Origin of the sequence: Pseudomonas arsenicoxydans (assembly GCF_900103875.1) — a bacterium.
GTDB lineage: Bacteria > Pseudomonadota > Gammaproteobacteria > Pseudomonadales > Pseudomonadaceae > Aquipseudomonas > Aquipseudomonas arsenicoxydans.
The window spans coordinates 4145747-4158370 of sequence record NZ_LT629705.1 but is presented as its reverse complement, the minus strand read 5'-3'; the positions used below and the strand labels follow the sequence as shown (position 1 = coordinate 4158370).

9 protein-coding genes are annotated in these 12624 nt (G+C 61.2%); 6 read left to right on the top strand and 3 right to left on the bottom strand.

Going from position 1 to position 12624, the window contains the following annotated elements:
* Positions 1-12 precede the first annotated feature (12 nt).
* The 3 genes from BLQ41_RS19515 to BLQ41_RS19505 form a co-directional block, all read right to left on the bottom strand.
* Positions 13-2649 carry an excinuclease ABC subunit UvrA gene (locus BLQ41_RS19515; RefSeq protein WP_090183393.1) on the bottom strand — a complete coding sequence of 879 codons (2637 nt, stop codon included), beginning with the start codon at positions 2647-2649 and terminating at the stop codon, positions 13-15.
* 191 nt (positions 2650-2840) lie between these two features.
* Complete coding sequence (locus BLQ41_RS19510; protein WP_090183392.1) at positions 2841-4952, bottom strand: hybrid sensor histidine kinase/response regulator; 2112 nt, start codon at positions 4950-4952, stop codon at positions 2841-2843.
* Positions 4953-5089: 137 nt separating this feature from the next.
* A complete protein-coding gene (locus tag BLQ41_RS19505; RefSeq protein WP_090183390.1) occupies positions 5090-5779 on the bottom strand; it encodes a GntR family transcriptional regulator in 690 nt (229 codons plus the stop codon).
* A gap of 141 nt (positions 5780-5920) precedes the next feature.
* Here BLQ41_RS19505 and BLQ41_RS19500 point away from each other — a divergent pair, with 141 nt between their 5' ends.
* From BLQ41_RS19500 to BLQ41_RS19475, 6 genes are all read left to right on the top strand, one after another.
* Positions 5921-7006: an ABC transporter ATP-binding protein gene (locus BLQ41_RS19500; RefSeq protein ID WP_090183389.1), complete on the top strand. Its 1086-nt coding sequence runs from the start codon at positions 5921-5923 to the stop codon at positions 7004-7006.
* A 1-nt stretch (position 7007) separates the two neighbouring features.
* Positions 7008-7925, top strand: a complete 918-nt coding sequence (locus BLQ41_RS19495; protein WP_090183387.1) for an ABC transporter permease — start codon at positions 7008-7010, stop codon at positions 7923-7925.
* Positions 7922-8710: an ABC transporter permease gene (locus tag BLQ41_RS19490; RefSeq protein ID WP_090183386.1), complete on the top strand. Its 789-nt coding sequence runs from the start codon at positions 7922-7924 to the stop codon at positions 8708-8710. Before BLQ41_RS19495 ends, BLQ41_RS19490 begins: the two co-directional genes overlap by 4 nt.
* Before the next feature lie 17 nt (positions 8711-8727).
* Positions 8728-9780 (top strand): extracellular solute-binding protein, encoded by a 1053-nt coding sequence (locus BLQ41_RS19485; protein ID WP_090183384.1) that lies wholly within the window; start codon positions 8728-8730, stop codon positions 9778-9780.
* A gap of 159 nt (positions 9781-9939) precedes the next feature.
* On the top strand, positions 9940-11136 hold the full coding sequence (locus tag BLQ41_RS19480) for an amidohydrolase family protein (protein WP_090183382.1): 1197 nt from the start codon (positions 9940-9942) through the stop codon (positions 11134-11136).
* Positions 11133-12620: an amidohydrolase family protein gene (locus BLQ41_RS19475; protein WP_090183380.1), complete on the top strand. Its 1488-nt coding sequence runs from the start codon at positions 11133-11135 to the stop codon at positions 12618-12620. Before BLQ41_RS19480 ends, BLQ41_RS19475 begins: the two co-directional genes overlap by 4 nt.
* Positions 12621-12624: the final 4 nt, after the last annotated feature.

Sequence of the window (12624 nt, the reverse complement as noted above, 5' to 3'; positions counted from 1 at the left end):
GCGTGGGAACGATCATAGACTCCCAAGCACCCGGGCCAAAAACGGGGCCGTGCGGCTCTTCTTGCTCTTCGCCACTTTCTGCGGCGTGCCGGCCACGACAATCTTGCCGCCCTGATCCCCAGCCCCCGGCCCGATATCGATCACCCAGTCACTCTGCGCTACCACGCGCATTTCATGCTCCACCACAATCACCGTATGCCCCGCCACCACCAGCGTATTCAATTGCTCAAGCAACCGATCCACATCCCGGGGATGCAAACCGGTCGTAGGCTCATCGAGCACATACAACGTCGCTCCCCGCTGATTGCGTTGCAGCTCGGTAGCCAGTTTGATGCGCTGGGCCTCACCGCCCGAGAGCTCGGTCGCCGGTTGCCCGAGACGCAAATACCCCAAGCCAATATCACGCAAGACCTCCAGAGAGCGGCGGATACCCGCCTGCTCGGCGAACACCTCGACCGCCTCGTCCACCGTCAGCTGCAACACCTGGGCGATGTTCAAGCCTTGCCAAGTGACTGCCAGCGTCTGAGGGTTGTAGCGTGCGCCGTGGCACGTCGGGCATGGCGCATAGACGCTGGGCATGAACAGCAACTCGACGCTGACAAACCCTTCGCCTTCGCAGGTCGGGCAACGGCCCTTGGCAACGTTGAAGGAGAACTGCCCGGCGTCGTAGCCCTCGGCTTGCGCCTCAGGGGTGGCGGCGTACAGTTTGCGCACGTTGTCGAACAGCCCGGTGTACGTCGCCAGGTTCGAGCGTGGCGTGCGGCCGATGGGTTTCTGATCGACCTGCACCAGGCGTTTGATCGACTCCAGCCCCGCCGTGACCTGACCGCCGCTGACTTGCGGCGCATCGTCCTCAAGGCTCAATGCTTCAGGCTCGCTGTCGCTGGTGGCACGCCCCAGGTGCGCGCCTACCAGTTCCAGCAGCGCCTGGCTGACCAGGCTCGATTTACCCGAACCCGAAACGCCGGTTACGGCGGTAAAACAACCCAGCGGAAACTCGACGCTGAGGTCGTCCAGGTTATTGCGTGTGATGCCTTCGAGCCTTAGCCAGTCCGTCGCCTTGCGGCTCGTTCTGGTTTCGCTGACCTGCTCGGCAAACAAGTAGGCGCGGGTCTGGGAATCCTTGACCTGGGCCAATCCCTGCGGCGGTCCGCTGTACAGAATCCGGCCGCCGTGCTCACCGGCCGCCGGGCCGACATCGATCAGCCAGTCCGAACGGCGCATGGTTTCCAGGTCGTGCTCAACCACAAATAGCGTGTTGCCTGCTGCCTTCAAGCGTTGCAGCGCTTCGAACAACGCTTCGCCATCCGCCGGGTGCAGACCGGCCGACGGTTCATCCAAAACGTAGATCACGCCAAATAGCTGCGAACCCAATTGAGTCGCCAGGCGCAAGCGCTGCAACTCACCGGAGGACAACGTCGGCGTGCTGCGATCCAGGGCCAGGTAACCAAGCCCAAGGTCGGTCAAGGTGCTGACCCGCTCGAGCAGGTCCTGTGCGATCCGTTGCGCGGCCAGGCGCTTTTCCACCGACAGGTTCGGCGTATGCCGCACGTCCGGGGCGCTGGCATGGCCGCTGGCGCCGTGGGCGACGCGCTGTTCACGGGCCTCGCGGGTCTGGACATGGGTCAATACCTCGCCCGCTTCATCGGCCTGTTCGAGGTAGCTTTGCGCCGCTACCGGCTTGAGCACATCGGCGACTTGCAGCAACGGCATCTGCGATAACTCACCGATGTCGTAGCCGGCAAACGTCACCGACAATGCCTCGCGCTTGAGCCGCTTGCCGTCGCACAACGGGCAAGGGCTGCCGAGCATGAATTGCGAAACACGCTTCTTCATCAGCGCACTTTGCGAATGACTGAAGGTGTGCAGGATGTAGCGTCGGGCGCCGGTGAACGTGCCCTGGTAGCTGGGCTCCATTTTGCGCTTGAGCGCGACTCTGGTTTCGTCAGGCGTCAGCCCGGCATACACCGGCACGGTGGGTGTTTCTTCGGTGAAGAGGATCCAGTCACGCTGTTTTTTCGGCAGGTCGCGCCACGGTTTGTCGACGTCGTAGCCCATGGTCACGAGGATGTCTCGCAGGTTTTGCCCCTGCCACGCGGTGGGCCAGGAGGCGACCGCGCGTTGGCGGATGGTCAGGCTCGGGTCCGGGACCATCAGCGCTTCGGTGACGTCATACACTCGGCCCAGGCCGTGACATTCGGCGCACGCCCCTTGAGGGGTGTTGGGCGAGAAGTCCTCGGCATACAGCATCGGCTGTCCCGGCGGGTAACTGCCGGCGCGGGAATAGAGCATGCGGATCAGGCTCGACAGCGTCGTCACGCTGCCCACCGAAGACCGCGTGCTTGGCGTACCGCGCTGCTGTTGCAGGGCCACGGCCGGTGGCAGGCCTTCGATGGAGTCAACGTCCGGCACGCCAACCTGATCGATCAGACGCCGCGCATACGGCGCCACGGATTCGAAGTAGCGGCGTTGCGCTTCGGCGTAGAGCGTCGAAAAGGCCAGCGACGACTTGCCCGAACCCGAGACGCCGGTGAACACCACCAGCGCATCCCGGGGGATGTCGACGTCGACGTTCTTGAGGTTGTGTTCACGGGCACCGCGCACCCTGACCATGCCGGAAGGAGGAGTTGAAGTGCGCTTGGAAGTCATCGAGTGGCCTTAAAAAATAACTGGAAAAAACACAAAACCCCTGTGGAAGCGAGCCTGACGATTGATCGTTCCCACGCTCTGCGTGGGAATGCCTCTTGTGACGCTCTGCGTCACGCTTCTGGAACGCGGAGCGTCCCGGGCTGCATTCCCACGCAGAACGTGGGAACGATCATTCAACGATGAAAGCGAGCTCAGCCGCTGAGAACTGTGCGGATCATTTGGGTCAGGGCTTGCGGCCCATAAGGTTTGGTCAGCAAAAAAGTATCGGGGCTGAGCTGGTGGTTGCGCGAAATGATGTCGCGCGTGTGGCCGGAAGTGAACAGCACCGTCACTGGAGGATTCTGCACCTTGGCCCACGCCGCCAGGTCCGAGCTTTTGATCAGACCGGGCATGACCACGTCGGTGAAGATCAGGTCGACCGTTATGCCCTCCAACAACATCTGCATCGCCTGGTCGCCATTGGCCGCGGTCAGGACCTGATAGCCCTCCTCACGCAGCAGTTCCACCGCCGTACTGCGCACCGCATCGTTGTCCTCGACCACCAGAATGGTTTCGTGACCGCCCCGACCGGCGGAATCTCGCAGCGTTGATTCCTCGGGCAAGGCTCGCAAGCTGCGTGGAAAGAAAAGCTGTACCCGAGTGCCCTGCCCCACCACGCTGGAGATATCGATATGCCCGCCGCTCTGCTTGACGAAACCGAACACCATGCTCAACCCAAGCCCTGTGCCCTGACCGTCGGCCTTGGTGGTGAAAAACGGTTCGAACGCCTGCTCGAGCACTTCGGGCGTCATACCGGCGCCAGTATCGGCCACCGCAACACGGACAAAATCGCCGGGGATAAGGCCCTTGCCGGCACAGAATTTACGGTCGAGCGTTACATTCTCGGCGCTCAGCTCGATGGTGCCTTCGCCCTGCATGGCGTCACGGGCGTTGATCGCCAGGTTGAGAATGGCGTTTTCCAACTGGTTACGGTCGACGTTGATGTTCCAGGAATCCTCAGGCACGTCTACTTCGATCTGAATGGTTTCCCCTAGCGCCCGCTGCAACAGCTCTCCTACCCCTTCGAAGATCTGCTGTGGATTGCACACCGCCGGCGACAACGGTTGACGACGGGCAAACGCAAGCAATTGCGAAGACAGCTTGGCGCCGCGCTCGACTGCGGCAATCGATGCAGTGACCCGGCGCTGCACATTGGCATTGTCCGGCTCATGCCGAGCCAGCAAATGCAGGTTGCCGGCGATCACCTGCAGCAGATTGTTGAAGTCATGGGCCACGCCGCCGGTGAGGCCACCGATGGCTTCGAGTTTCTGCGACTGGCGCAGTTGTTCTTCCGCCGCAAGCCGTGCTTCGACTTCGTCGGCTACGCGCTGCTCCAGGTTGCGGGTGAACTTGAGCAGCGACTCTTCGGCCATCTTGCGTTCGTGAATATCGATCAACACACCGGGAAAACGGAAGGGCTCGCCCTGTTCGTTGAATTCGCAGCACCCGCTCGCCTGCACCCACAGATAACTGCCGTCGGGACGCAGCACCCGGTACTCGGCGTTAAAGGGCACACCGGTGGAGACGGACTTGTCGACCTGCTCCTTGACCCAGCTGCGGTCGTCGGGATGAACTCTTGATCCGGCAAGATCCGCCGGCAAGTCGGTCAGGTTCTGCTCCGCCGGAAAGGAAAAGGTGCGGGCGAAGCGTTCATCGCCGGACAGCGTATTGGCTTTGACATCCCAGACGAAGGAGCCCAGCAAGGCCCCGGCATTGAGTGCCAGGCGCACGCGTTCGTTGTCGGCGCGATAGGCATCTTCCGCTTCCTGGCGTCGGCGTTCGGAAATCACCCGCTCAGTTGTTTCCACCACCATCGCCATGACGCCAGCCGGTTTTCCATCATCATCGGCGACCGGGCTGTAAAAGAGGTCCAGCCAGACCTCTTCGGGGATGCCATCACGCAGGAGTACGAGGTCTTTGTTACGGTAGGACAACGTGCCGCCGGCCAGGCAGGTATCGACCACGTGGCGGTTGAAATCGGCCACCTCCGGCCAGCCTAATTCCACAGGGGAGCCCAACAGATACGGATGGCGGCCACCGGCGAAGACCGAATAGGCGTCGTTATAAATCATGTAGCCCGCACGGCCCCAGAGCATCACCATGGGCAACGGCGAGGCGAGCAATAACTGCACCGCGCTGCACAGACTCCTGGGCCAGGCCTCGATGTTTCCAAGTTCGGTCCGGTTCCAGTCGAACGCACGAATGCGTGCGGCCATTTCACCGTCCCAGCCGGCACATCCGTGGCTATCAGATAGAAACTGCATCGACTGATCAATATCCCTGAAAGTGACTGACTTGCGGGATCGAAACCTCATGAGGACGGTGTGAGCCCGTTTGTTTCGAGCTTAACCGATGCCAATGGTTTCATTAGAGGTATAGCTGAATTGTATCTGCGCGGACCTCACACTTCGATCAGGTGCTTGAGCGGGTGATAGCCGGTTTTGAGCGTGGCGGCGACGTCGAGAATCGCCTTCTCGATACCGTTCAAGTGCATGCAGGTCAGCTCGATAGCGGCATTCTGATTGCCGGCCTCGATGTATTCGATCAGCCGCAAGTGTTCGTCGTCGCGGCAAGCCTCGTGGCTGTCATCATCCAGCGCGGCGGCGTACAGCGAGGCGCGGGATATCAGCTTCTGGAACCAGTCCAGCAACACCGGGTTGTTCAGGCTTTGCGCAAGTTTGATGTGGAACTCGCCGAGCAGATGAATCAGCCGCTCATGGTCGCCACTGCGGTGCGCCTCGTCCTCAAGCAACAGGTGATCACGCAAGTCCTGGGTCACTGCGGTGTCCCGTCGGCGGCACAGTTCACTGACGATGCCGATCTCGATCAGGCGCCGGGTTTCGAACAGCGAGCGGATCTCTTCGTCACTCGGTAACGACACCGAAGCACCTTTATTGGGCTCGGTGGTGACCAGCCCATCCGCTTCCAATTGCTTGAGCGCGGCACGAACCGACGTGCGGCTGACATTGAAAAGTTCGGCCAGGGACGCCTCGCCCAGCTTCATGCCGGGCCGCAACGAACGTTTGCTGATCGCCTCGTAAACCCCTTGGTAGACGCGGTCGACCGTGGTCTCGAGTTTCTTCTCGGTCATTGGAAACACTCCTTTAGCGCTAAACAACCGGCCCCAGGCGATGAACAGCCTTTGAAAAAGGGGGTTGCACGGGCAGATTAATCCGGTTATTTGTAGATTGCATCCAGATATTGCATACAATAATTAGAGGATTGCACCATTATGGGTCAACCAATAGCAATCGAAGTGCGTAACGTCTCCAAGCGGTATTCCGACGATCCGGGGCAAGCTCCCGCGCTCGACAACGTGTCGGTCGACATTGCCGACAACGAGTTCTTCACCCTGCTCGGCCCCTCTGGCTGCGGCAAAACCACCTTGCTGCGCACCATCGCCGGCTTCGAGCATGTCAGCGAAGGACAGATTCGTCTCGCGGGCGAGCCTGTCAACGATCTGCCACCGTTCAAGCGTCGGGTCAACACAGTCTTCCAGAGCTACGCGCTGTTTCCGCACATGAGTGTTGCGCAGAATATCGCCTTCGGCCTCGAGATGCAGGGTCTTGATCGCGAGCAAATTGCCCAGCGTGTCAATGAGATGCTGGCGCTGGTGCAAATGCAACACCTGGCCAGGCGCAAACCGGCGGAATTGTCCGGTGGCCAACAGCAACGCGTAGCGCTGGCTCGGGCCTTGGCGCCCAAACCCAAAGTGCTGTTGCTGGATGAACCGCTGTCGGCACTGGACCTCAAGCTGCGCAAGGAAATGCAGGTCGAACTCAAGCGCGTGCAGAAGGAAGCGGGGATCACCTTCATTTTCGTGACCCATGATCAGGAAGAAGCCCTGACGCTGTCCGATCGCATTGCCGTGATGTCCGCCGGCAAGATCCTGCAGATCGGCACGCCGAACGATATCTACGAACGTCCGCAACATCGCTTCGTTGCCCAGTTCATCGGCGACATCAACTTCCTTCCTGGCCACCTCAAGCGCGGCCAGCACAACGAAAAGCTCTTCGTGCCCAGCGGCATGCCGGTGGAAATCCCCTGCCCGGCCCAAGGCTTCGACGGTGCTGCGGTGCAATTGGCCTTCCGCCCGGAGCGTTCGCAACTGGTTGACCTTGAGCAACCGCACCACCTGCGCGGAGTGATCGAAGCGGTGCTGTACGTCGGCACCGCGACCCTTTACCAATGCCGGTTGAACAACGACATCAAGGTCATGCTGCGCGAGAACAACGAAGGCCTGAATCGCGGCCGCGGGGTCGGTGATCGCGTTGCGGTCCACCTGCCGCCCCACGCCTGCCTGTTGATGGAGGCCTGAGATGAGCGTCAGCAGCACTTCTCCTGCCCTTAACCGTGCGTTGCTACTGAGCCCGGTGGTCCTGACGTTACTGGCCCTGATCGCGATTCCGCTGGGGATCATGGGCTATATCAGCCTGCTGCCGCGCAATGTGTACGGCGGTGTCGACTGGCAAGCCAACTGGCAATTGCAAAGCTACGTGCAGCTGTTTTTCCAGGAAGGTTTCGACGGCGAGCTGGAACTGAACTGGGTCTACGCCCAGGCGCTATTGCGCTCGGTGTTCCAGGCCGGTGGCACGACGTTGTTGTGCTTCCTGTTCGGCTTTCCCGTGGCCTTGTGGATGTCGAGCCTGACGCCACGCCGGCGCAACCTGATGGTCTTGCTGATCACCATCCCGTTCTGGACCAACCTGCTGATCCGCAACTACGCGTGGCTGATCATCCTGCGCGAACAAGGCTGGGTCGCCCAGACTCTTAATGCGCTGTTCCCCCAGGCCGGCGGTATCACCCTGCTCTACAACGACTTCGCCGTCAGCGTCGGGCTGGTCTACAGCTTCCTGCCGTTCATGATTCTGCCGATCTACTCGACCCTGGAAAAACTCGACTGGCGCCTGGTGGAAGCCGCCTACGACCTGGGCGCCAATCGCTGGTACGCGCTGAAGCGGATCATCCTGCCGCTGTCGATGCCCGGGGTGATTGCCGGCGCGCTGCTGGTGTTTGTGCCCAGCCTCGGTGCCTTCATCACCCCGGCGATCCTCGGCGGCGGCAAGACGCTGATGATCGGCAACCTGATCCAGCAACAGTTCGGGACCGCGCGCAACTGGCCCCTGGGCAGTTCGCTGTCGTTCCTGTTGCTGGGAATCCTGCTGCTGTCGCTGGTGCTTTACGCGCTCTATAGCCGCAACGCCGCCAAAACTCTACGTCGGGGAGCCACCGCATGATCGCCCTGCACCTGAAAAAACTGCCCCTGACCCGGGAAGTCAGCCTGTTGATCCTGGCCTACCTGTACGTGCCGATCTTTGTCCTGATCGCCTACAGCTTCAACGCCAACCGCTCGGCGACGGTGTGGACCGAGTTCTCCTTCGCCTGGTACGGACGGATTCTGGCCAACCCGTCGATCCAGACGGCGGCGCTGAACTCGATCATCGTCGCCAGCATCGCCACGGTGTGCGCCACGGCCATTGCGCTGCTCGCGGCGCTGGCGACTTACCGGCCGTTCTACGGACAGAAAATGGTCGAAGGCGGGATCAACCTGCCGCTGATCCTGCCGGAGATCGTCACCGCCGTGGCTACCCTGCTGCTGTTCATGGCGCTGGGAATCAAGCTCGGTTTGCTGACGGTGATCGTCGCGCATGTCGGCTTCTGCATTCCCTTCGCGTACCTGCCGATTCGTGCGCGGCTTAACGACCTCGACAAGAGCCTGCTGGAGGCGGCGAACGATTTGTATGCCAACCCCTGGCAGGTTTTCCGCCGGGTGACGCTGCCGCTGCTGTGGCCAGCGGTGTTGTCCGGTTCGGTGCTGGCGTTCGTGGTCAGCCTCGACGATTTCATCATGACTTTCTTCGTCGCCGGTCCCGGTTCGACGACGTTGCCGGTGTACATCTTCTCCGCAATCAAGGCCGGCGTGACGCCAGAAATCAATGCGATCTCGACCCTGATGCTGGTGATTTCCATCGTGCTGGTGGTGCTGGCCTTCTGGCTGGGACAGCGCGGCAAACAACAATGAGTCTGGAGCGTCCTCGAATGAAAACAAAAAAAATGCGTTTCGCCGTCGCCGGCCTGGCCCTCAGTTGCTTCAGCGTTTTTTCCGCGCAGGCGGCCGAGCCCAAGGAACTGTTCTTCTACAACTGGACCGACTACTACCCGGTCGACCTGCTGGCCAAGTTCGAAAAGGAGACCGGAATCAAGGTCACCATGGACGGCTATGACAGCAACGAAACCCTGCTGGCCAAGTTGCAGGCCGGCGGCGCAGCGTATGACGTGATCGTGCCGTCGCAGTCGATCATGCGCACCTTGATCAATCAGAACTTGCTGATGGAGATCGATGCACCGACCCTGCCGAACTTCCAATACGTGAAACCGGCCTTTCGCGACCCGGTGTTCGACCCCGGCCGCAAGTTTTCGGCGCCCTATTTGTGGGGCACCACCGGGTTTTCCTATGACAGTGCGCGAGTGCCCGGCGGCAAGCTGGATGACTCGTGGAAAGAGTTCTTCGAACCGCGCAAGGAACTGCAAGGCCAGCTCGCCGCCCTCGACACTTCAAGCAGCGTGATCAACGCCGCCAGCCATTACCTGGGCGTCGACGAATGCAGCGAAAACCCGCAGGACGCCAAGCGCATCCTCGAACTGCTGCAAAAACAGAAACCCTTCCTGAAAATGTACAGCTCGGACAACACCGTCGACCGCATGGCCTCCGGTGAAGTAATCATGATGCAGAACTGGAACGGCTCGACCGCCCGCGCCACGTTGCAGAAGAGCACCATCAAATACGTGTACCCGCTCGAAGGCGTGGCGATGTTCCAGGACAACTTCGCCGTCCCGAAAAGCGCGCCGCACCCCGGCAACGCGAAAATCTTCATCGACTGGATGATGAAGCCGGAAAACGCCGCCGCCGTGTCCAACGCCATCGCCTACGCCAACGGCATCCAGAGCGACAAGCTGCTCGACGCCAAATGGAAAGTCATGGACGCCATCAACATGCCCGACGAATTCGCCTCGCGCCTGCGCCCGGAGAAAGAGTGCAGCAACAAGGCGCGCGAGCTGCAGGATCTGGTCTGGTCGAAGCTCAAGGGCTGATGATCTGGTTTTGAGACCGAGGTGCGGCCATCGCAGGCAAGCCAGCTCCCACAGGTTTTGTGTCGATCACAAAATTTGGCACCACCCCAAATGCTGTGGGAGCCGGGCTTGCCCGCGATGAGGCCGGCCCAGACACCCTGAAACTCAATGAGGTTTGCAATGACCCAACCCCGCTGGCTGCGCAACGTGCGGCCCTACGGCGCACCCGCCGAAGACCTGCTGATCGAAAACGGTCTGTTCAAACAACGCCGCCCGGCTTCGACTGCGGCCCTGACCGCCACCGACATCGATGGCCAGAATCAATTGCTCACCCCGGCCCTGGTGGAAAGCCACGTCCACCTCGACAAAACCCTCTGGGGCCAACCCTGGCGCCCGAACAGCGCCGGGCCGACGCTCAAGGATTACATCGCCAACGAGCGCCGCGTCCTGCGGGAAGTCGACGCCCCCATCGCCCAACGCGCCGGTGCGCTGCTGGAAAACTGCATCGCCCGTGGTTCGCTGACGATGCGCTGCCACGTCGACATCGATCCTGAGTTCGGTCTGCGCCACGTCGAAGCCATGCAACAACTGCGCGAAACCTATCGCGACCTGATCGACCTGCAACTGGTGGTGTTTCCGCAAACCGGTCTGATCAGCCGCCCCGGCACCGCCGAACTGATGCGTGAAGCCATGACCCTGGGCGTGGAAAACGTCGGTGGACTCGACCCGTGTGGCATCGACAACGATCCGATTGCGCAGCTCGATTTCGTCTTCAAGCTGGCCAGCGAATTCAAGCGAGGCGTCGACATTCACCTGCATGACAAAGGTGAGCTGGGCCTGTGGCAAATCGCGCTGATCGCCGACTACACCGAGCGTTTCGGGTGTCAGGGTCGGGTGATGATCAGTCACGCGTATTGCCTGGGGATGTTGCCGTGGAGTCAGGTCAAACCGGTGGCCGAACGCTTGGCGGCGCTGCGGATTTCGCTGATGAGCTCGGCACCGGCCGATTGTACGGTGCCGCCTTTCCTGGCGTTGCGCGAGACCGGCGTGAATGTCTGCCTGGGCTCTGACGGCATTCGTGATGCCTGGTCGCCGATGGGCAATGGCGACATGCTCGAACGGGCGATGTTGCTGGCGTTCCGTTTCGACTTGAACAAGGACGATGAACTGGCCGCTGCATTCAAGGCGGCGACGGTGAATGGTGCGCGAGCGCTGGGTTGTGAAGGTTATGGTTTGGAGATCGGGCGGGCGGCGGACTTCCTGCTGATGCCTGTGCAGACCCTGGGCGAAGCGGTAGTTTCACGCCCGGTTCGACAGGTCTATCGCAGCGGTGAGTTGATTGCCTCTGGCGGTCGTTTGCTGGACAGCCGTCTGTGAAGCGCATTGGCCTTAAAAGCAGCTGCGTGGTCGGTTTCGACGGCGTGCAACATGTGCTGTGGCGCGACGGCGAAGTGGTGTTTGAAGGGTCGCGCATCGTGTTTGTCGGGCGTGATTATGCAGGGCCGGTGGATCAGTGGATCGACTACGGCAACGCGTTGATCGGCCCGGGTTTCATCGATCTGGATGCACTGGGGGATCTCGATTCCACGGTGCTGACGCTCGACAACGGCGATGAGCGCGACATGGGCCGAATGTGGTCCGAGGACTCTCTGGCGGCCGGTCCACTGGAGAGTTACACCCAGGACGAAGAGGTTTTCAAATACCGCTACGCCTTCACGCAACTGATCCGCAACGGCATCACCACGGCCATGCCGATCACCTCGATGTATTACCGCGAGTGGGCCGAGACTTATACCGAATTTGCAGCAGTGGCGGGTGTGGCCGCCGAGTTGGGGCTGCGGACGTATCTTGGGCCCTGCTACATGAGCGGCATGAGTTATTGGCGGGCCGATGGCACCTTGGCGCATCACTGGGATGAAGCGCGGGGATTGGCCGGGCTTGAGGCTGCTTGCGATTTTTTCAAGGATTTCGACGGTGCGCACGGCGACTTGATTCGCGGCGCGCTGTTGCCCGACCGGATTCAAACCTGCACCCCGGCGCTGCTGCAACGCACCGCCGCGCTGAGCCGCGAACTGAACGCGCCGATGCGTTTGCATTGCTGCCAGGGGCTGGGCGAAGTGGCGATGGTCGAGCAACTGCGCGGCGCTTCACCACTGGGCTGGCTGCAGCAACTGGACCTGCTGACGCCGCGCAGTCTGCTGCCCCATGGCATCTACACCGCCGGCGATGAAGACTTGCAGCGGGTGGTGGATGGCGGCGCCAGCCTGGTGCATTGCCCGGTGGTGTTTGCTCGCGATGGCGAGGCGCTGAATTCGTTTGGCCGTTATCGGGCCAAAGGCATCAACTTTGCCCTCGGCACCGACACCTGGCCGGCGGATCTGCTGGAAAACATGCGTCAGGGTTTGAACATCGCTCGGCTGATGGAGGGCGGTGCCTCATTGACCAGCACCCTGGACCTGTACAACGCCGCCACCCTCGGCGGCGCCAAGGCTTTGGGCCGCGACGATCTCGGTCGTCTGGCAACCGGGGCCAAGGCCGATATCACTGTGTTCAATCTTCGCGGCCTGCACCTGGGGCCGCTGTTCGATCCGCTGAAAAACCTGGTGCTGGCCGGGCGCGGCGACGACTGCATCGCCAGCTACATCAACGGCCGCTGCGTGATGCAGGACGGCCAGGTCCAGGGCGTCGACTACCCTGCCCTGCAACGCCAGGCCCAACGACAATTCGAAAAACTGATGCGCAGCCACAGCGACCGGGCCTTTGGCCAACCGGACTGGAAAACCCTGTTCAAACCCTCCATCCCGTTCGCCGACGACTACAGCGCACACGCGCCACTGAGCGCAATCGTTCCCCTTCTTTAGAGAT